Raw genomic sequence first — 19932 nt, 5'->3', positions numbered from 1 at the left:
GGTCCGGGGCGGCGTCGGCGGTTTTGGCCGCCCGGGACGCCACTTTCCCCCGGATGGCGGCGCCGGGGAGAAGGCGTCCGCCGCTTGCCAGGTCGCGGCGCTCCTCGGCGGAAAAGACCCGGATGCGGCCGTATTGGCCGTCAAATCCAGGTTCGCGGGTGACATGGCCCCGCCGCATGCGGGAGACGGCCTCGCCCAGGGGCGCGAAAAATTTTCCCAGAGCGTCCGTGGGCGCATGGCGCAGCACGGTCATCTCCGGCCCGAAGGTCCTGCTTATGCGGGACAGCATGGCCTTGACCTTGCCGGTTTTGGGCCCCACGCCCAAAATCTCGCCCACGATTTCGTCTAAGGGGATCAGCGACGTGAACCCGGGCATGCCCTCGGGCGTCGCCGGAATCTGGCGGTCGGCCAGTTCCAGCACCCGGTGCAGCACCCCGCAGGTCAACGGCTTGCCGCACACCGGACATAACCCCCCCCGGGACTTGGTCTCCGTGGGCTCCATGACCACGCCGCACTCCCGATGTCCGTCCAGGTGGTATTTGCCCTCCTCGGGGAAAAACTCCACCGTTCCCAAAAATTTCGGTCCCACGCCCTCGCCGCGTAGCGCCCGGTAGATGCCCTCGTAGGATGGGTCGCCGCTTATGATGTTGCATTCCCGGGCGAGCTTTTCGCCGGAATGGGCGTCGGAATTGGAGATGAGCCGGAAGCGGTCCAGGGCGGAGAGCAGGCGGTTCATGTCCGGGTCGGACGACAGCCCCGTCTCCAGGGCGAAGATTTCCCGGGACAGGTCGCCGAAACACTCTTCGATGGAGTCGAACCCGGACTTGGAGCCGAAAAGGGAGAACCAGGGGGTCCAGATGTGGGCCGGGACCAGAAAGGCCAGGGGGTCGGACTCCAGGACCATTTCCAGGAGGTTGCGGCTGTCCAGGCCCAGGATGGGCCTGCCGTCGGACTCCAGGTTGCCCACCATGGCCAGCTTGGCGTTGAGCCGTTTGGCGGCCTCGACGCTGGGGGCGAAGACGATGTTGTGGACCTTGCGGACTTTGCCGCCGCGTTTGTAGATGGAGCTGATTTCCGCCGTGAGGATGAACCGGGCCCGGCTGGTCAGGGGTTCGCCGCCGAGCCAGGGGATTTCCGAAGACAGATCCTCGCGTTCGTCAAGGCGATAGAGCCCCGTGCCGTCCGGGACGAGTTGGGTGGTCACCTCGGCAAGCCACTTGGGGTGGGTGAAGTCGCCGCAGCCCACCACCGTCAGTCCCTTGTACCGGGCCCAAGCGGCCAGATGACGCGGGGTCAGGGCCTTGCTGGTGGCCCGGGAATAGCGGGAATGGATATGGAAATCGGCAAGATACTGATCCATGCGTCAGCCATACCCGTTCCATCCGCCCGAAGCAAGGGCGTGCGCCGACATCGCCCCTTTCTGCGGGATTCCAAAGGGCGAAGCCCTTTGGCCCCCGGAGGGTTTCCCCAACCATCCCCCCTATCGTGTCGCTCCCGTCGCCACGGCGGCGCAGTCGGCCGGATCGCCTTGCAGCTTGTCCAGGGCGTGGCGCAGGGCGGGCAAAACCGCCGCGAAGTTTTCCCGCACGGCCTTGGGGCTGCCCGGCAGGTTGACGATGATGCTCGCCCCAAGCGTCCCGGCCACGGCCCGGGAGATGGCCCCATGCGGGGTCTTGGCCAAAGACGCCGCAAGCATGGCCGCCTCGAAGCCGGGCAGGCGCTTGTCGAGGACCGCGCATGTGGCCTCGGGGGTGAAATCCCGGGGGCCAAGTCCCGTGCCGCCGGTGGTCACGATGCAGTCAAAACCCTGGGTCAGGGCCAGGTCGGTCAGAAGCGCCCGCACAAGCGCCGCGTCGTCGGGGATGATCTGCCCGCGCGTCAATCCCGCCTGTCCGGCCTCGTGCAGCATCTCGGCGATGAGCGGGCCGCTCGTGTCCGTGCGTTTTCCGGCCGCGCCCTTGTCGCTTAAGGTGATCCAGGCCAGGCTTATGCCGGAAAGGGTCGGAACAAGGCGCGTCTCGCCGTCCGGGAACAGGCAGGGCCGAAGCGCCCGGCAGGACAGGGCCGTGCGGTACAGGCCCGTGGACCCGGGCCAGAAATAGCTGCCGAGCACCTGGAGGACCGGCTCGCCGCCGCCGTCCCGGTAGATCGTCCCGGCCCTGGCTCGCAACAGGGCCGGGCCGCCCTCGGACACGCCCCGAAGCGTCCGGTCGGTAAGCGTGGCCGAGTCGGGATCGACCAGGAGCAACCCCTCCCCTTGGACCGCCTCGAAGGGGCCGTGGACCAGTATGTTCGTCTGCGTCATGCCCATGGACATCCGCCTTTGTGGTTTGTGTGTTGCATGTTGGGCCAAGCGCTTTTACACTCTCCCGCGCCGCCGCGCCGAAACGGGCGGGTCATCGCCTGGGGCGGCCCGGCGGCCAATATACGCGAAAAGGGGCACCTTCATGAAGGGAATCATCCTGGCCGGCGGCTCCGGCACCAGACTCTACCCCATCACCCGGGTGGTCAGCAAACAACTGTTGCCCATCTACGACAAGCCCATGATCTATTATCCCCTGTCCGTGCTCATGCTGGCCGGGATCAGGGAAATCCTCATCATCTCCACCCCCACCGACCTGCCGCGTTTCGAGGAGATGTTCGGCGACGGCTCCCGGATCGGTCTGTCCCTGTCCTACAAGGTGCAGGAGCGGCCCGAGGGACTGGCCCAGGCCTTTCTCCTGGGCAAGGAGTTCATCGGCAAAGACCCCGTGTGCCTGGTGCTCGGGGACAACATCTTCCACGGCCACGGCCTGGCTGCCGTGCTGCAACGCTCGGCCAAACTGACCTCGGGCGGCATCGTCTTCGGCTACAAGGTGCGCGACCCCAAACGCTACGGCGTGGTGGAATTTGACGCAGGCCACCACGTCATCAGCATCGAGGAAAAGCCCGAGCGGCCCAAGTCCAAATACGCCGTCACGGGGCTCTATTTCTACGATAACGACGTGGTCGCCATCGCCGAGGGCCTCACACCCTCACCCCGGGGCGAACTGGAAATCACCGACGTCAACAACGCCTATCTGCGGCGCGGCGACCTCAAGGTGGAATTTCTTGGGCGCGGCTACGCCTGGCTGGACACCGGCACCCACGAATCCCTGCTCCAGGCCGCAAGCTTCGTCCAGGTGGTGCAGGACCGCCAGGGCGTCAAGGTCTCCTGCATCGAGGAGATCGCCTACCGCATGGGCTACATCGACGCCGACACCCTGGAGCATCTGGCCGCCGACATGCTCAAAAACGACTACGGCCAATATCTGATGGAAGTGGTCAAGGAGGCCCGGGAGGCATAGCCCTGGAGATCGCCGACCAGGGACGGCGCGGCCGGGCCGGGCCGGTAAAAGGGGTTTTCCTGACGGCGCCCCCGGCGGCTTCGCCGTCGTGGGCGGTTGCGGCCCTCCGGTTTCGTCGAAACCGGAGGGCTGTCGTCATTTCAGGAGACCCGGGAGGGAGAGCCCGCCGCCTTACGCCCCGCCCCGTTCTCCGGTCACCACGAACACCGGATCGCTGGTTATGGTCTGGCGGATGTGCGGGTCGTCCGTGGGCCGCCACCAGTTGCGGAGGCTGGTGGCGGCCAGGTCGGCAAACGATCCCGTGTCGAGCACAAGCGCCGCGACCAGGCCCAGGCGTTCGAAGGGGTGCAGGTCCGGCCAGACGGTCGTGACCTTCTGCGGAAACCAGCGGTCGGAGAACCCCACGCACAGCCTGCCGCCGGGCCTGAGCACCCGGGCGCACTGCGCCATGACCTCCCGGGGCCGGGCCAGGTATTCCACGGACAGGCTGAGGAACACGGCGTCGAAGGCGGCGTCCGGGAAGGGCAGGACGGGATCGCCGTTTACGTCGTGGAGCACGCGTTCGGCCAGGCGCGGGTTGGCGGCCATCTCCCGGGCGTTGAGGCCAAGGCCCGTGACATGCAGCCCCGGCAAAGCGATATCCGCCTCCAGGGGCAGGTGCGAGGCCACGGAGCTCATGAGGTCCAGGACGGCCATGCCTGGGCGCAGGTGCGTTGCGTAGACGCCGGTCAACAGGGCGTCGGCCTGGGCGTCGATGTGCCCGAAAAGGCGCGGCTGCGCGTAGAAATCGGCGTCCGGCGAGGCGTCCGGCCGGGACAGGGCGTCGCCGGAGAGAAAATCCGTGGGCATGCCCGGCAGGGGCGACTGCATGCCCGGGCCGTAGTCCGCCATCTCCTCCAGCCAGCAGAACAGATGCCCGCCCGTGTCCGAGGCCTTGGGCGCGAGGTGGCGCACCGTGGCCGCAAGCGTAAACGGTCGCCCGGCCAGGGGATGGTTCAGGTCCAGGGTCAGGCTGTCCGCGTCCATGGCCACGATGCGGGCCGGGCGGAGGTCCTGCGGAAAGACGCCGCACAGTCCGGCAAAAAGCCCGCGCGGATAGAAACGCCCCAGGCGCGGTTCGATGTGACGTCCGGCCACGGTTTTGGATGTGAAGGAACTGCGCGGCAGACGTTTGACCATGTCGTCGCGGCGGGCCGGGATGGCATGGCCAGGGGCATACGCGCAGGACGCCGTCTCTCCCACGGCCAGACCTTCCAGGCGTTCGCGCAGGCCGGGAGGGAAGATGTCGCGCCAGGGATTGACCTTGCGGGCCAGATACCGCTCCTCGTGGCGGGCGGTCTCGTCGCGCCAGGACAGGGAGAGTTCGAGGGTGGCGACGTGGGTGTTGTCGATGCGGGACACGGGTTCCTTCTTTGCTCACCCTGGTTTGGGTTCATAGGTTGATGGGATATGTCCCGGCGCGCGGCAAGCGCGCGTGGGACGGTTTTGGGTTGGATTTACAGCAGGCGACGGCCGACCAGGAAAACGTCGGACCATGGCCGGAAGGCCGTGCCCGAAACGTCACGGCAGCGTCTCTGCGGCCAGCGGCTTGGACGCGCTCTCAGACATAATCCCGCCTGCGGCGTGGTCAAGGCCCCTTGTCGCCGCAATGCGAAACGCCCCGCGCGGGCGGGGCGTTTGGATCGCGCAAACGGCAAGAAGAAATGCTCAGCCCGCCGCGCCCGTGCCCAGCACGAACCCCTTGGCGGCGCCGCCGGTGGATGACGGGGTGCCGGCGATCTTGGACAGATACACGTCGCCCAGGTTGGCGATGTGGCTGCCCACGTTGTCGAAGTGGTTGAAGTGGGCCTGCTCCTCGTCGATGATGGCCTCGAAGAGCTTGACCGTCACGTTGTCGCCCATGTCGCGACAGATCTGCAAAAACTGGTTGTAGGCGTCGATGGTGTCGTCTTCCAACTTGGTGTCGAACGGGAAGATCGCCCGCACGTCCTGGGCCTTGACCACCTTGTCCGTAAAACCCGTTGCAGGCTCGCCGCCAAGCTCCTTGATGCGTTCGGCAAACTGCTCGGCGTGACGCATCTCGTCGATGGCGATGAGCTTCATGTTCTTGGCCAGTTCGCCGTAATCCATGGAATCCAGGCCGTAATGCTGGTTCATATACTGGGTGATGGCGTACAACTCCATGCTCCTGGCCTTGTTCAAGACCTCGATGACCTTCTCGCGACGCGAGTCCTTGTCCGAAACAGCTTTCGCCATGACTGTCCTCCTTTTTTATGCCAATAATATGCACTTTGCCGCTGTTACTCAACAATTACCCGAGGCTGCCGCCCCGAGCGCAATCGGGGCTGCCGCCCCGTACCCCGCCCGGGGGAAATCATTTCCCCCGGACCCCCTGACTCCGGGCGTTTTGCCCGGCGCGTCGCGCCGGGCAAAACGCCCGGAAAGCCAGGTGGTACGGAGAATATAATCTCTCCCGCGCCCGGCCGCGAAGCGCGACACAGTTTTTGGAAGGGGGGTCCAGGGGGCCTCCCCTTCTTTATTCGGCTGTGGCCTTGGCGCGCTCCTCCTGGCTCATGGCGGCGAGTTTTTTCACTTCGGCCAGCGGCAGGCCGAGGCCCTTGGCCACGCCTGCGCCGTAGTCCGGGTGCGCCTTGTAGAACAGGGCGCACTGGCGCAACTGGATGCGTTTTTGTGCGCCGCCGAGGTGCTCCACGATGTTGCCGATGAGGTTTGCGCGATCCTGGTCGGTCATGACCTTGGAAAAAAGCGCCCCGGGCTGCACGAAGTCGTCGTTTTCATGGCCGTAGGGGGTGCGGTTCGCCGTGCCTTCCACGGGGAAGGGCGGCTCCAGGGCCTTTTCGTCCGGGCCGGGGCCGCCGAAGCTGTTGGGCCAGTAGTTGGGGCCGGAGCCGCCGCCGTCGTCCACGCGCATGAAGCCGTCGCGCTGGTAGCTGGTTTCCGGGCGGCCCTTGGGCGCGTTGACCGGGATGAGGTGGTAGTTGGGGCCTAAGCGGTGCAGGTGGGTGTCGTGGTAGGAGAAAAGCCGGGCCTGGAGCATCTTGTCCGGCGAGGCGGCGATGCCCGGCACGAGATTGCCCGGGCCGAACGCGGCCTGCTCCACCTCGGCGAAGTAGTTCACGGGGTTGCGGTTGAGGGTGAATGTGCCGACCACGATAGGCGGCACGTCGGCATGCGGCCAGACCTTGGTGATGTCCATGATGTCGAAGCGGTATTTGAGGCCTTGCTCATAGGGCATGATCTGCATTTCCAGGGTCCAGGAGGGGAACTCGCCCCGGGCGATGGCGTCGTGCAGGTCGCGGGTGGCGTGGTCCGGGTCTTTGGAGCGCATGGCCGCCGCTTCCTGGCGGGTGAGGTTTTTTATGCCCTGGTCGGTCTTGAAGTGATACTGCACCCAGAAACGTTCGCCCTTGGCGTTATACCAGACGTAGGTGTGGCTGGAGTAGCCGTTCATGTTGCGGAAGGTGGCCGGGGCGCCGCGATCCGAGAACAGCACCGTGACCTGGTGGATGGATTCCGGGGTGAGCGACAGGAAATCCCAGAACATGTCCGGGTCTTTGCAGTTGGTGGCCGGGTTTCGTTTCTGGGTGTGGATGAAGTCCGGGAACTTCAAGGGGTCGCGGATGAAAAAGACCGGGGTGTTGTTGCCCACGAAGTCGTAATTGCCGTCCTCGGTGTAGAACTTGACGGCGAACCCGCGCGGGTCGCGTTCGGCGTCGGCCGAGCCCTTTTCGCCGCCCACGGTGGAGAACCGGGCGAAAATCTCGGTTTTTTTGCCCTTGGTCAGGAATTTGGCCTTGGTATAGCGCGAGACATCGGCGGTGCATTCGAAGACGCCGTGGGCCCCGGCGCCTTTGGCATGCACCACGCGCTCGGGGATGCGTTCGCGGTCGAAGTGGGCCAGCTTCTCCAAAAGATGCGCGTCCTGCATGAGTACAGGGCCGCGCTGCCCGGCGGTCAGGCTGTTTTGGTCATCGCCCACGGGGATGCCGAAGGCCGTGGACAGGGTGGATTTCTTCTTTGCCATGGCGTTCTCCTTGGGTTGAGGTTGCGGGGGCGTTAGATCTTTGAGAAGACGGATTTTCCGGTCGTCGCGACCATAAACGTGGACCTATTCTTTATGGAGAATTGTTCTCCGTTGCAAGCAAAAAGAGAAGATCCGCCGGGGCGAAAAAATTTTAAATTCAGGGCTGGCCGGGTTACTTGCCGCCCTTGCCGGTGCGCGCGTAGACGCCTTCGAGGATCATCCCCTGGCCCTTGCAGTAGACGTGAAAGCAGGTTGGCGCGGCGTCGAGGATCACGGTGCGGTCCTCTAGGCGCAGGCGGATCTCGCAGCCCGGGTTCATGGCGTCGCGGCAGGTGATGACGTTGCTTTTGACCGTGGACTGGAACTCGAACATGCAGGAGTCGGCCTTGGCCTTGGGGTCTTTGAAGGACATCACGCCCCATATCCGGTCCACGGGTTGTCCGGCCTTTTCCGAGGGGGCCAGAAGGAGCTTGATGGTGGCCCGGGGGTCGGAGGAATGGACGTAGAGGCCGGAGATGGTGTCGGGGGCAAGCGTCTGGGCCATGGCCGGGAGCGTCGCGGCCAGGACGAGGCACAGGGCCAGGAGCAGGCGGCAGCCGGTCGGTTTGGGGCGTCTGGCATGGGGCATGGGGGGCCTCCAAGGACGATGTATGAGGATTTTGACGACTATCCTCCCCATAGACCAGCCCGATGGAAAGAACAACCCGAAGATTTGACGCGGTGGGGAGGGGGAGGGTAGATGAGGCCGAGAGTCGTTTCAACCGGGAGGGAGCCATGGCGCGGGGTATCGTAGGACTGATGTTGCGTGCGGCGGCGCTTTTCGCCGCGTTGGCCGGGGTGGCCCTTGCGGGCGGGCAGGGGGGGGCGCTTCTGTCCAAGGGACAGACCATCTACGTGCCGGTCTATTCGCACATCTACCACGGCATCAAGGCCCGGCCGTTTAACCTGACGGTGACCGTGAGCGTGCGCAACACCGACCTGAGAAGACCCATGACCGTGCTCGGGGCGGACTATTACGACACCGAGGGCGGGCTGGTGCGGCATTTTCTGGACAAGCCTGTGACCCTGCCGCCGCTGGGGACGCGGGAGTTCATCGTGGACGAGCGCGACGAGGCGGGCGGCTCCGGGGCCAACTGCATCGTGCGCTGGTCGGCGGCCGAGGCCATCAACGTCCCGGTGGTGGAGGCGGTGATGATCGGGGCCAGCTCCAACCAGGGGATTTCCTTTGTCTGCGCCGGGCGGGTGATCGAGGAATGAGCACCTTTCTGGGGTTCGACACGGCCAAGGCCTGGGACTACGAAAACGGCTTCCACCTGACCTCGGACATCACGCGCCTGGGCAAGATCGCGGCCCATTTCGAGCTGTACCGGATGATCACCGGGCTGCCCGGCCATGTGGTGGAGCTTGGAGTGTTCAAGGGCTGTTCGCTTTTGCGCTTCGCCACGTTTCGGGAGCTTCTGGAGTCGCCCCGGTCGCGAAAGATCATCGGGTTCGACGCCTTCGGGGCCTTTCCGCAGCCGGACGCGCGGGACGCCCATGCCGCCGCCGACCAGGCCTTTGTGGCGGGCTGGGAGCGTGGGGCCGGGCAGGGCATCTCCGTTGCACAACTGCGCGGGGCGCTGGAGCATAAGGGCATCGGCAACGTGGAGCTGGTGGCCGGGGACATCCGGCAGACGTTGCCCGCCTGGGTGACGGCGCATCCGGCGGCCCGAGTGGCGCTATTGCATATCGACACGGACGTGCGCGAGCCTGCGGCGCTTGGGCTTGAGCTTTTGTACGACCGGGTGGTTCCGGGCGGGGTCGTGGTGCTGGACGACTACGGCACGGAGTGCGGCGGCACGGCGGCGGTGGAGGAATTTTTCGCCGGACGAGGGGTGAGGCTTCGCAAACTGCCCTTTTCCCATGAGACGCCGGTGTTCGTGGTCAAGGAATAGGGCGGGCCGCTGCCGTTTGGGCGCGGCCAGGCCCGATCCGCACGACGGCACAGTGATGGTCGGCCAGCCGCTCCCGCTTGGGCGTGGCCAGGCCGTTTCGCCTGCAACCTGAAGGAGAACCGCCATGTCGCGTTGCGCGCGCATTCGTCCGGCAGTTTTTTTCGCAGTCATCGCGGCGCTTTTGCTGTCGACCCCGGGGACGCCGGTCCTGGCCGGGCATCCCATCGACGCCGCCTTCGAGGCGTGCCGCCAGAAGGCCATGGACACTGCGAGCATCGGCCAATGCACCACGACGGCCAGGCAGCAGTGGGACAAGGAGCTCAACGCGGCCTATGCGGCGCTCATGCAGGCCCTTGAGCCCGGGGCCAGGGAGGCGCTCAAGGCGTCGGAGAGGGCCTGGATCGGCTTCCGGGACGCGGAGATAAAATTTTTGCGGGAGCGTTTCTCCACCCAGGACGGGACCATCTGGCCCCTGGTGGAGGAGGCGCAGGTTGTGGACCTGACCCGCAAGCGGGCCATCCAACTGCGCTGCTACGGGAAGATGATGGATATGGAGGGGCCGCCGGACGCGGAGTGCCCGTGAGGGTGCGGCGGGCGCGGCAATGGCGGTAGCGACGACAACGAGGCCCCCCGGAATCGGGGGGCCTTTCGTTTTCAGGGGTTGGGACAGATTCTCTCAACCCAGCCTGTCACCATAACGAACGATCAACGCCTCTGTCTGCATCCCTGACGAACCGCCCGACCCAAATCGCTTCCGATTGCCTCCCCCCCGTCATCCCACGCCTCCTGCACCATCCCGCGTGCGGGACACCGCCGCCGCCAGCTCGATCACAATTTTGGTAAAATCAGTGCTGTTCCGCAAGGCTTTCTCTGTTCCCTTCACGGCGGTTCGAGCGATGGTTATGTTAATAGAATAGTATTTCACCAGAAATAGGCATGAAAAAAAGCATTTGAAGAATGCGATAATGGCCGGTATATGGGGTATGGTGGTTTTTAGAAGAAAAACCGGGGGCGTGAATGATCGTCAAAATGGACGTGAACAGACTCGCCGTTGGCATGTACGTCGTCGATACCGGCCTGTCCTGGCTGGAATATCCGTATCTCTTCTCCAGCCAAGGGCCGATCACGAGCGAGAAAACCATCCAGGCCATCACCTCGGAAGGTTATGCCGAGGCCTTCATTGACACCCAACGAAGCGGTTTCGACGACGACGCCACCCGGCGCCTGTCCGGGGGGACGCTTTTCAAAGAGGCCTTCACGGGACAATCGTCGCCCGCTTCAGCGTCCGGCATCTCCGTCCCCATGGCGCAGGAGCTTCCTGCCGCCAGGAAGGTCTACGAGGACGCCCTGGCCTTCGCCAAGGATTTCATCCACAAGGCGTACCAGGAAAAAAGCGTGGATTTCGAGCGATCCGAGGCCTTCGTAAGCGACGTCATCTCCAGCGTCTCCCGCAACCGCGAGACCCTGACCGGACTGTGCAAGCTGCGGTTCTATGATGAATATTCCTACACCCACAGCATCAACGTGACGGTCCTGGCCACGGCCTTCGGGCAGTATCTCGGCCTTCCCGGGGACGAACTGCACCCCCTGGGGCTGGGGGCGCTTTTCCATGACATCGGCAAGGCCAACATCCCCCGCGAGGTGCTCAACAAGCCAGGCCGCCTCGACGCCCGGGAATTCCAGGTGATCAAGCGCCATCCCCTGGAGAGTTACGTGATCCTGAAGGGCATGGGGGCGCTGACGCCCAAGGTGCTTTCGGCCATCGTCGAGCACCACGAGAAATACGACGGCAGCGGATATCCGCGCGGCATAGGGGGCGAGGAGGTCTCCATGTTCGCCCGGATCATCAGCCTGGCCGACGTCTACGACGCCCTGACCAGCGAGCGGGTCTACAAGAAGGGCATGCCCCCGGCCCAGGCCCTGGGGGTCATGTACGGCATGCGCGAAAAGGATTTTCACCCGACCATGGTCGAGCGTTTCATCAAATGCCTGGGCATCTACCCCGTCGGCAGTTTCGTGCGCCTAAGCGACAGCCGCTATGGGCTGGTCTGGGCCTCCAACGCCCTGGCCCCGCTTTTCCCCACGGTCAAGGCCGCCTTCGACGACGCCCTGCGTCCCATACCGGCCGAATTCGTGGATCTGGCCGAGCCTGGCCTCGCCTCGGCGGGACCGCCCCTGACCATTGCGGAGGCGGTGGACCCGCGTCGCTTCAATATCGACATCTCGGCCGTCATGAATTGACCGGGGTGGCGGCCAGCCCGGACCGAAGCCGTCGGGGGGACACGGCGATCATGGTGAGACCGGTTTTTCGCCCGTGTCCGTAAGCCGCGGGAAGGGGGATATGCGGATGAAGCATTCCAGGCGAAGTTTTCTCAAGATGGCGGCCCTGTCCGGAGGGGCCGTGGCCGCCGCCGGGATCGGCATTCCCTACGTCCTGGGCGAATCCGCGCTGGCTTTCGATCCCAACGACAGCTACTGGGCGCTGGAAAGCCCCCTGACCAGTCCGCCGTTGCGGGAGGATCTGACCGTCGATGTCGCCATCATCGGGGGCGGGTACACTGGCCTTTCCAGCGCCTGGCATCTTGCTCGGCGCTCCCCGGGGCTGGGCATCGTCCTGCTGGAGGCGCGCCAAGCCGGGCATGGCGCTTCGGGAAGACATGGCGGCATGGTGCTGCCGCAAACGGGTGTGGAATCCTTCGAGGTCGCCCACGATCTGGAAACCCACAAACTGGTTTATGATTTGACCGTAAACGGCATGAAGACACTGCAAAAGCTGATTCGGGAAACGGGCGTGGAGTTCGATTTGCAGTTGGACGGATATGTTCATGCCGTTTACGATGAAGAGGATCTTCCCTATTATGAAGAATATGTGGAAGAGGCCAATAGTGTCGGGATTCCCCTGGAATTGATGGATGAAGAGGAGACCGCCCGGGAGCTTGGCACGGACATGTTCGCGGGCGGGGTTTACGATCCAAATGGCGGCTCGGTGCATGCCATGAAGCTGGTCAAGGCGCTCAAGACGGCGGCCGAAGGCGCGGGCGTGCGCATCTTTGGGGATAGCCCGGTGGCGCACATCGAGGAAGGCGAGACGATTGTCCTGCGCATCGGAGATGGAAACCACACCGTGCGGGCCAAGGCCATTGTCCTGGCGACCAACGCCTACACATCCAAACTGGGGTACTTCACAAGCCGGGTCATGCCGGTGCATGCCCAGATGGCGGTCACGCCGCCCCTGACCGGCAGGCAGCTTGCCGAGATTGCCTGGCGAAGCCGCCTGCCGTTTTTCGACTCCCGGAACGCCCTCTTTCACCTGGTGCTGACGCCGGACAGCCGCATCGTCATCGGCGGCGGCAGCGCGGAGTATTTTTTTGGCAACGATGTGCGGTATCGCGGCAATCTGCCCGCAATAGGCGATATGATGCGCAAGGAGCTGGTGCGCATGTATCCCGCACTGTGCGGCATCCGGTTCGAGTATGTCTGGAACGGGCTTCTGGGGATGTCCTTTGATGGCGCGCCGAGCGTCGGCGTGACCGGAAAGCATCGCAACATCTATTACGGATTGGCGTACAGCGGGCAGGGGGTCAACCTGTCGATCCTTTTTGGCGAGGTCATTGCCGCGTTGCACCAGGGGGAAGAACATCCCTGGATGGAGACGCCGTATGCGGGAGGTTCGTTTCCGTACATCCCGCCGGAACCGTTTCGGTGGCTCGGTGCGCAAGTGGCATTGAAATATTACGACTGGGAAGACAAGCGCTAGCAGCAAACGGGACGGCTTCAGGGTTTTTCCCCAAACGTCACCCTCGGCAGGCCCCGGCCAAAGAGGCGTTTCAACGCCTGAAGCGGCGGGTTTCCTGCGAAAAGGCACGGGCGGACATGGCCGTGCGCCTCACGTCTCCCCGCCGCCGTCCCCGCCGCACAGTCCCGCGAACTCGCACCAGTCGCAGGCCCGCGACGGCGTCGGCGCGAAGCGCGGGGCCGCGACGATGTGCCGCACCAGGTAGTCCACGAGCACCGGCGTGCGCATAAGTATCGCCTCCCGGCGCACCTCGGGGGGCGACTTCTCCCCGAAAAGCCCGCACTCCTCGCCGCTTCGCCGCAACTCCACGCAGGCCGCCTCAACGGGCGTCTCCCCCGTGGCCTTGGCGTACAGGTGGGCGTACAGCGGCAACTGCACGCTTTGCACCCGGTCGCGCACCTCGCACAAAAGCCCCTCGTCCTCACAGGCGGCCGGGTCGCCCAGCCGCCCCCAGAACCCCTCGTCCTCCCACAGGGCCGCCCCGGGCTTGCGCGGCTTGCCGGTCTTGTAGTCCAGGATGACGATGCCCGGCGCCCGGCGATCCGCCCGGTCCACGATGCCGGTGAAAAGCCATTCCCGCCCGGCCCCGGGCAGGCTCAGGGACAGCCGCGTCTCCAGGGACAGCGGCGTGGTGCGGGGCATCCCGGCCACATAGCGGCGCAGCCGCTCCCGGCAGGTTCGGGCCAGCACCAGCCGTCCGTCCGGCGGCAGGGCATGGAAAAAGGGCGCGGCGGCCAGCGCGGCGTCCAGGCGGGAAAAAAGCGGTTCGAGGCCGATGTGCGTCCCGTCGATCTCCCGGCCCACAAGGGGGGCGAAGGTCGCGCGCAGCACCTCGTGCACCAGGGTGCCGAGCCCGGCGGCGTCGCCTTCCTCGGCCACCTCGTCCAGGGGGGCCAGCCGCAGCACCCGGCCGTAATAAAATCGCAAGGGGCAGATCAGATAGGCGTCGAGGAAGCTGGCGGACAGGGGCTTTTCCAGAACCCGGTCCAGGGCCGCGCGCACGGCCGGGGTCTTTTCCACCGAGGCGTCTTGCGGGGCGATGGCCCGCAGGGGCAGGGACACGGTGAAAAGCGGCGGATCGCCGGGCTTTATGACCTCGCCGCGCCGTTTCTCCATGCCCCACAAAAGCTGCTCCACGAACCGGCTGCGCATGGGCTTGTCGTCGAACAGCCCCGTGCTCTGCACGCCCGCCCGGTAGAAGATCACCACCTCCGAGGCCCCCATGATCAGCCGGTAGAAGGTGTAGGCGGCCACGGCGTCGCGCTGGCGGCTGTCGGACAGGCCCAGCAGATGGCGCAGGGCGTCGGGCAGGAGCGGATCGTGGGGGGCCACGCCGGGCAGGCGGTCCTCCACGGCGTCGAGCAGATAGATGCGCGAAAAGGACAAAAGCCGGGTTTCCAGCATGCCCATGACCTGGAGCCCGGACAGGGGCTCGGCCTCGAAAGCCGCCCTCTCGGCCGAAAGCAGCCCGCGCAGCAGGGTGTAAAGGGTGCGGGCGGGGAACGGCTCGTCGGCCAGATCCCCGCCGCGAAGCGCCGGGATCACCCCGCTGGTGACCCGAAACAGGCACTCGGCGTCGATGAGGAACCGCTCCCAGATGTCCCCGGCGTGGGCCTCGTCGAGCAGAAGCCCGGCCAGCCCGGCCAGGGCGTCGCCCAGTTCGCGCGGGGTCTTCACATCCTCGAAGGCCCCCAGGCAGACGGCAAGCACCCGCTCGGCCAGCGCCTTGGCGGCCGTCAGGTCGGCGGTCGCCGCATCCGGGTCATTGGTATCGGCATCGGCCCCGGGCGGCGGCAGGGCGAAGGGGTCCAGGTGGGCGCCGCCCTGGCGCACGAGGCGTTCCCAGGCGGAAAAAAGCGGCCGCAGGGGCTGCGTTTCGCCCGTTTTGAGCATTTTCAGGTAGGGATGGCGCAAAAAGGCCACCACCTCGCGCCAGGCGTAGCGCCCGGGGCCGAGGCGCGTCTCCTGCAGGCGCAGGATGGTCTCGATCAGGCGGCTTATGGAGGACCGGGCCAGGGGATAGCCCATGCTGATGTTCACGTCGCGCCGGGGCAGGTGGTGCAATACGGGCATCAGAAGCCCCGTGTCCGGCAGGACCACGGCCGTGTCGGCGGTGTCCGGGGCCTGGGCCAGCTCCCGGCTAAACGCCACCAGTTGGGAATGCAGGTCGTAGCCCTCGTAGAAGCGGATGGTCTTGGCGGCCAGCAGTTCGTCGGCCCCAAGGGGCGCGGCCGCGGGGAAAAGGGGAAGCTGCAGGGCGTCGTCGGCCCGTTTGCGGCGGCCCGAGGCGGGGCGCGAGGGAAGGGTCTGGCCGTGCAGCACCACGGGCGCGGCGAACCGGCGGGCCAGATCCGTAAGCTCCCGGCAACTGAAGTGGGCCCGGGCCGGGTCCGTGGCCAGCAAGGGGTCGGCGTGCCACAGCATCTCCAGGCGTCCGGCCGTAAAAAGGGTCCGGAAGATTTTTTCCTCGCTCCCTGACGGGGCGAAAAAGCCGCAGGCGAACAGACGATCCCCGGCCAGCCGCGCCGACGCAGCCTCCGGGTCTTCGGCGGCCAAGGCCTGGCACAGCCCGGGCGTGGCCGTGCCGCCGGCCAGCAGGCGGCGGCGGTAGGCGGCGTGGATGGCCTTGAGGTTCTCCAGGATGGCCGCGGCCTGGGGCAGGACGTCGGCGGCGGCGTGGTCGATGTTCCGGGGGGCCACGCCGTGGCGGAAAAGCTCCTCGCAAAGCTCCGCCAGGCGCAGGCCCCAGGGGAAAAAACGGTGCAGCTCGGTGGGAAAGACCCGTTCTCCGGTCCAGGGGACGTCGCCCAGGCCCTTTTGCAGATCCTGCACCACGGCGTGCAAAAGCCCCACCCGCCCCAGGGGATCGAGCAGACGTAAGGGATGGCCGTGGATGACCCGGCCAAGCTCGGCCAGCCATTGGTCCACGGCGGCGATTTTGGGCAGCAGGCAGGGCTTGTCCAGCCCGGGGTGGGCGGCCAGCCGGTCGATGAGAAACCGCCCGGCCCGGCGCAGGGGGAAAAGCACCGTGACCTGGCGGAAATCCCCGGCCGTGGCGGCCAGGAGCCGTTCGGCCACGGCGTCGATGAAGTCCCGGTCCCAGGGAACCAGCAGGATGGACGGCCGGGAGGAGGGTGCTGCTTTGGACATGGCTTACTCCGGGTTCACCCAGACCGCGTCGCGGCGGTCCAGGTAGAGCAGCAGGCCGCGCAGGCGGGTTTTTCCGGAGTCCGCGCCGAAGCGGGCCGTGTGTTCGGGCAGGCGGGCGGCCAGGCGCAGGTAGCGGCGCACCTGGGCGGCGTGGTCCGGGGACGGCGCGCCGGTCTTGAAATCCGCCACCAGGGTATGGTCTTGGGCGAAGACCAGAAGGTCCGGGCGGTGCTTGTGGCCGCCCTCGTCCAGGATGTCGCGCTCGGATAGGCCGCGCGCCAGGTGTCCGGCCATGTCCGGGAGCGAAAGCAGCCAGGCCAGGCCGCCCGCGATGTCTTGGGCCACGTCCTCGGTCTGGCGCGGGTCCGGGGGGGCGCAGTCGCGTTCGGCCAGGGCCTCCCGGGCGGCGGCCAGGGGCGCCCCGGGGTCGGCCAGGTCCAGGCGGCGCAGGGCCTCCACGGCGGCATGGGCGGCCAGCCCCCGTTTTTTCTCCGTGAACCCCAGGCTGTCGCGCACGTCGCGCACGGAGTTGCGGTAGACCTTAAGCCGCATGATCCAGGCCAGGGGCGGCTCGACGGCCCCGGCGTCCGGTCTGGCGTTCGGCCCGGCCGCTTCGGGCCCCGCCGCTTCAGGGAGGTCGGGGCCGTGGCCTGCCTGTGGCGCCCCGGCAGGGATGGCCGACGCAGCCTCGGTCGGCGGCTCGCCAAAAAAGGCCGTGTCGTCCGCAATGCCCATCAGGCGCAACAGCGCGTCCGCCGCCCGGGTCACGGGGTTTTTCCCGGCCAGGGGGAAGGTGGGGAAAAACAGGTGCAGCTCCCGGGCGGCCCGGGTCCAGGCCACATACAGCAGATGCATCTGCTCCAGGCAGGCCTCCACCCGGCGCACCCGCTGGGGTTCGCCCATGGCCTCGCACATGGGAACCAGGGCCTCCCCGTCCTCCATGGCGATGCGTCCGAAATCCGCCGGGGGATCGGCCCGGAAATGGTGGAAGGGCACGATGACCGCCGGATATTCCAGGCCCTTGGCCTTGTGCATGGTCAGAACCCGCACGGCCTCCACATGTTCGGGCTGGGGGGCCTTTTCCTCGAAGCCGCTTTGGGTCCACCAGGACAAAAAGGACGAAATCGACCCTGCGCCGCGCTCCTCGGCCAGATAGAGCACCTCCAAAAACCGACGCACGAAGGCCTCGTCATCCGGGCGGCGGGCCAGCACCCCATAGGCGGCCACAAGCTCGCGCACCAGATCGTAGGCCCCGGTCAGTCCGGCCTGCCGGGCGTAAGGGCGCACCAGCCGTCGCCAGACGTCAGGAAAATCGCGGGAAAAGGCCGCCGCCAGGCCCCCCCGGCGTCCGGCCTGGCCGGAGTCGGCCGCCCAGTCGTGGATTGCGGCCGCAGACAGGCCCGACACCGGCGCGAACAGCTCCGGGGAGCTTATGAAGGTGAAAAAGGCCAGGTTGTCGCCGGGATAGTCCACAAAGGCCAGAAAGGCCGCCAGGGCTCGGATCAGCGGATGGTCGGCCAGGCGCAGGCTGTTTTCCGTGACCACCGGGATGCCCGCCTCCACCAGCCAGCGGCTGATCCGCTCGGCCTGGGGGTTGGTGCGGGCCAGAATGGCCACCCCCGACGGCCCGAGCCGGGGCAAAAGGTCGGCGGTCAAAAGCTCCAGGCAGGCCTCGCGGGCGCTGGCGGCATAGTCCGGGGCCAGGTCTCCCGGCAGGCGGCGCAGGCTGACCCGGCCCAGGGGCGCCTCCCTGTCCGGGGGCAGGGCCTGGACGCAGTCGGCATAGGCCGCCGTCAGCCGCCGGGCCAGTTCCCGGCGGTCCCCCTCCGGGGCCTTGCCCAGGAGCTCGCCTGCGGCCGACAGGGCGGCGCCGGGGTCGGCCAAAAGTCCGAAGAAGCGGTTGTTGAAGTCCACCACGGCCCTGGAGCTGCGCCAGTTGCAGGGCAGGGTCTCGTCCGAGACGGCCGCCAGTTGGTCGAGGCCCGAGGCGGTCACGGCCGTGTCGAAGAGTTGGGCCGCGCCGCCGCGCCAGCCGTAGATGGCCTGCTTGACGTCGCCCACATAAAAGAGCCCGCCGCCCCTGGACAGACATTCGGCGGACAAAAGGTCGAGTACGCCCCATTGGCTTATGCTCGTGTCCTGGAATTCGTCGATGAGCAGATGCGTCAGCCGCGTGCCCATGCGGCACCAGGCGTCGGGCACTCCCCCGCCGCCGCCAAGGGCCTGTCCCACCCGGGAGGGCCACAGGGACGCGGGCAACAGGCTCTCCTCACGGATCATCTCCGGCAGTCCGTCCAGAAGCCGCCCGGCCAGGGCCACGAACGGCAGCCAGTCCAGGGCGGCGGCATACAGGGGGATGTCCTGTCTGGCCCGGGCATGCAGGGTGAGGAAGGTCCGGTGCAGGGCGTTAAGCGCCTCCCCGGCCCGGTCCCGGGAGGTCTTTTTCAGGCAGTCGGCCACGTCCTCCTTGCCCGCATAGGCCGAATCCGGCGGCGCGGTCATCTCCGCAAGCTCGGCCACCCGCTCCAAAAGCCTGGCGTAGTGGCTCACGGGCTCGACGCCAGCGGCGTCCATCTGCTCCAGGAGCGTGCGGGCGGTGGTGCGCAGGGCGGCGGACAGCCGGGCGGAGGATTGATGGATGCCCGCCCCCCCGGCGTCCGGCAGGGGGCCGGTGCTGGCGGCCAGGTGGTCGAAGACCCGGCGCAGGCGCTCCAAAACGGCCTGCCGGGTGAGGAATCCGGTCTGCCCCTGCCGGGCCACGCTGTCGGCGGCCTTTTCGAACAGCCCGGCCAACGCCGCATCCCCGGCGTCCAGGCGGGCGGCCAGCCGGTCGAAGAGGGGATCGAAGAGCCGGGCGTTGTCGAAAACCGTCTCGAAATCCGGGGAAAGGCCCATGTCCAGGGAGAAAAGACGCAACAGAAGCGACAGCAGGCTGTCGATGGTGCGCACGTTGAGCCGTCCGGCGTGGCGCAAAAGCAGATCCAGCTCCCGGGCGGCCTTGCGGGAGCGCCGCCGCCCCTCGGGGTCCGTATCCCGGCGCATGGCCAGGGTCTTGAGCAAGGTCACCACCCGGGCCTTCATCTCCGTGGCGGCCTTGTTGGTGAAGGTGATGGCCATGATGTCGCCTGCGCCGTAGAGCTCCGGGGCGTTTTGCGAGACGGCGGCCCTGCCGCAGGACGGGGGCGGGGCGGCCTCGGAGGCGGCCAGCAGCAGGTCCACGAATCGCCCGGTGAGGCGGTGGGTTTTGCCGGAACCGGCGGATGCCTTGACCCGTTCGATCATGCCGGGCCTCCCTGGCCGCTTCGGTATTGTCCGGTTTCCACCGGCGGGGCGTTCTGGCATCATAGCCCCCCAGGCCGGGACCGGCAAGGCGCGACGGTCCAGGCCTGCCTCTCCCCCGCGCCGGAAGGGTTTTCCCATGCCCGACAATCCTGACCGACGTCCGTGCCACGACGTGCCTGGCGACGGCGCCCCGAACGACCCGGAAGACATGGAAGATATGGATGCGCCGGACATGCCGACCGCGCCCGTCTCGCTGACGATTCCGGCCGCCGCCGCCGGGCGCCGCCTGGACCGGGTGCTGGGCCTCGTTTTTCCGGGGCTGGGCTTGCGGCGGCTGCGCCGGGTGTTTGCGCAATACGAGGTCACGGTGGACGGCGTGGCGCGCCAGGCGGCGTTCAA

15 protein-coding genes are annotated in these 19932 nt (G+C 66.7%); 7 read left to right on the top strand and 8 right to left on the bottom strand.

Annotated features, from left to right (window positions below; all coding sequences use genetic code 11):
* Together V3572_RS08785 and V3572_RS08780 are read right to left on the bottom strand one after the other, a co-directional pair.
* Positions 1-1360 (bottom strand): endonuclease Q family protein (locus V3572_RS08785; protein ID WP_332110613.1); only part of this gene is annotated, 1360 nt, incomplete at its 3' end.
* A gap of 120 nt (positions 1361-1480) precedes the next feature.
* The gene (locus tag V3572_RS08780) at positions 1481-2311 is read right to left on the bottom strand and encodes a MogA/MoaB family molybdenum cofactor biosynthesis protein (protein WP_332110612.1); all 831 of its coding nucleotides are present in this window, start codon (positions 2309-2311) and stop codon (positions 1481-1483) included.
* 136 nt (positions 2312-2447) lie between these two features.
* Between V3572_RS08780 and rfbA the strand changes: the two genes are divergently transcribed.
* The gene (gene rfbA / locus V3572_RS08775; protein ID WP_332110611.1) at positions 2448-3326 is read left to right on the top strand and encodes a glucose-1-phosphate thymidylyltransferase RfbA; all 879 of its coding nucleotides are present in this window, start codon (positions 2448-2450) and stop codon (positions 3324-3326) included.
* A 171-nt stretch (positions 3327-3497) separates the two neighbouring features.
* Here rfbA and V3572_RS08770 read toward each other — a convergent pair whose 3' ends face one another.
* The 4 genes from V3572_RS08770 to V3572_RS08755 form a co-directional block, all read right to left on the bottom strand.
* Positions 3498-4727, bottom strand: a complete 1230-nt coding sequence (locus V3572_RS08770; RefSeq protein ID WP_332110610.1) for a methyltransferase domain-containing protein — start codon at positions 4725-4727, stop codon at positions 3498-3500.
* A gap of 306 nt (positions 4728-5033) precedes the next feature.
* Positions 5034-5582 (bottom strand): bacterioferritin, encoded by a 549-nt coding sequence (locus V3572_RS08765; RefSeq protein ID WP_332110609.1) that lies wholly within the window; start codon positions 5580-5582, stop codon positions 5034-5036.
* 280 nt (positions 5583-5862) lie between these two features.
* Complete coding sequence (locus V3572_RS08760; protein WP_332110608.1) at positions 5863-7371, bottom strand: catalase; 1509 nt, start codon at positions 7369-7371, stop codon at positions 5863-5865.
* Between the two features lie 172 nt (positions 7372-7543).
* Entirely contained in the window at positions 7544-7999 is a 456-nt protein-coding gene (locus V3572_RS08755) for a hypothetical protein (protein WP_332110607.1), read from the bottom strand.
* 146 nt (positions 8000-8145) lie between these two features.
* Here V3572_RS08755 and V3572_RS08750 point away from each other — a divergent pair, with 146 nt between their 5' ends.
* The 5 genes from V3572_RS08750 to V3572_RS08730 all read left to right on the top strand — a co-directional run bounded on the left by V3572_RS08750 (position 8146) and on the right by V3572_RS08730 (position 13062).
* Positions 8146-8628 carry a DUF3124 domain-containing protein gene (locus V3572_RS08750; RefSeq protein WP_332110606.1) on the top strand — a complete coding sequence of 161 codons (483 nt, stop codon included), beginning with the start codon at positions 8146-8148 and terminating at the stop codon, positions 8626-8628.
* Entirely contained in the window at positions 8625-9305 is a 681-nt protein-coding gene (locus V3572_RS08745) for a TylF/MycF/NovP-related O-methyltransferase (protein ID WP_332110605.1), read from the top strand. Before V3572_RS08750 ends, V3572_RS08745 begins: the two co-directional genes overlap by 4 nt.
* A gap of 124 nt (positions 9306-9429) precedes the next feature.
* Positions 9430-9888 (top strand): lysozyme inhibitor LprI family protein, encoded by a 459-nt coding sequence (locus V3572_RS08740; protein ID WP_332110604.1) that lies wholly within the window; start codon positions 9430-9432, stop codon positions 9886-9888.
* Between the two features lie 434 nt (positions 9889-10322).
* Positions 10323-11546 carry an HD-GYP domain-containing protein gene (locus V3572_RS08735; protein WP_332110603.1) on the top strand — a complete coding sequence of 408 codons (1224 nt, stop codon included), beginning with the start codon at positions 10323-10325 and terminating at the stop codon, positions 11544-11546.
* 106 nt (positions 11547-11652) lie between these two features.
* The gene (locus V3572_RS08730; protein WP_332110602.1) at positions 11653-13062 is read left to right on the top strand and encodes an NAD(P)/FAD-dependent oxidoreductase; all 1410 of its coding nucleotides are present in this window, start codon (positions 11653-11655) and stop codon (positions 13060-13062) included.
* A 129-nt stretch (positions 13063-13191) separates the two neighbouring features.
* Here the strand turns inward: V3572_RS08730 and V3572_RS08725 are convergent, their stop codons facing one another.
* Both V3572_RS08725 and V3572_RS08720 read right to left on the bottom strand, forming a co-directional pair.
* Positions 13192-16251, bottom strand: a complete 3060-nt coding sequence (locus V3572_RS08725) for a PD-(D/E)XK nuclease family protein (protein WP_332110601.1) — start codon at positions 16249-16251, stop codon at positions 13192-13194.
* Positions 16252-16254: 3 nt separating this feature from the next.
* On the bottom strand, positions 16255-19533 hold the full coding sequence (locus V3572_RS08720; RefSeq protein WP_332110600.1) for a UvrD-helicase domain-containing protein: 3279 nt from the start codon (positions 19531-19533) through the stop codon (positions 16255-16257).
* Between the two features lie 136 nt (positions 19534-19669).
* On the opposite strand from V3572_RS08720, the gene V3572_RS08715 reads away from it, so the two are divergent.
* A partial coding sequence (locus tag V3572_RS08715) for a hypothetical protein (protein ID WP_442877372.1) occupies positions 19670-19932 on the top strand: 263 nt, incomplete at its 3' end.

This window comes from Desulfolutivibrio sp. (assembly GCF_036584575.1).
Taxonomy (GTDB): Bacteria; Desulfobacterota; Desulfovibrionia; order Desulfovibrionales; family Desulfovibrionaceae; genus Desulfolutivibrio.
Note: the sequence above shows the minus strand (reverse complement) of the source record. Positions and strands in the feature narration are given on the sequence as shown.

Coding starts and splice junctions, on each gene's coding strand:
- V3572_RS08765 (WP_332110609.1), bottom strand. CDS start 5,582: ATGGCGAAAGCTGTTTCGGACAAGGACTCGCGTCGCGAGAAGGTCATC.
- V3572_RS08760 (WP_332110608.1), bottom strand. CDS start 7,371: ATGGCAAAGAAGAAATCCACCCTGTCCACGGCCTTCGGCATCCCCGTG.
- V3572_RS08745 (WP_332110605.1), top strand. CDS start 8,625: ATGAGCACCTTTCTGGGGTTCGACACGGCCAAGGCCTGGGACTACGAA.
- V3572_RS08755 (WP_332110607.1), bottom strand. CDS start 7,999: ATGCCCCATGCCAGACGCCCCAAACCGACCGGCTGCCGCCTGCTCCTG.
- V3572_RS08730 (WP_332110602.1), top strand. CDS start 11,653: ATGAAGCATTCCAGGCGAAGTTTTCTCAAGATGGCGGCCCTGTCCGGA.
- V3572_RS08780 (WP_332110612.1), bottom strand. CDS start 2,311: ATGGGCATGACGCAGACGAACATACTGGTCCACGGCCCCTTCGAGGCG.
- V3572_RS08740 (WP_332110604.1), top strand. CDS start 9,430: ATGTCGCGTTGCGCGCGCATTCGTCCGGCAGTTTTTTTCGCAGTCATC.
- V3572_RS08750 (WP_332110606.1), top strand. CDS start 8,146: ATGGCGCGGGGTATCGTAGGACTGATGTTGCGTGCGGCGGCGCTTTTC.
- V3572_RS08720 (WP_332110600.1), bottom strand. CDS start 19,533: ATGATCGAACGGGTCAAGGCATCCGCCGGTTCCGGCAAAACCCACCGC.
- V3572_RS08735 (WP_332110603.1), top strand. CDS start 10,323: ATGATCGTCAAAATGGACGTGAACAGACTCGCCGTTGGCATGTACGTC.
- rfbA (WP_332110611.1), top strand. CDS start 2,448: ATGAAGGGAATCATCCTGGCCGGCGGCTCCGGCACCAGACTCTACCCC.
- V3572_RS08725 (WP_332110601.1), bottom strand. CDS start 16,251: ATGTCCAAAGCAGCACCCTCCTCCCGGCCGTCCATCCTGCTGGTTCCC.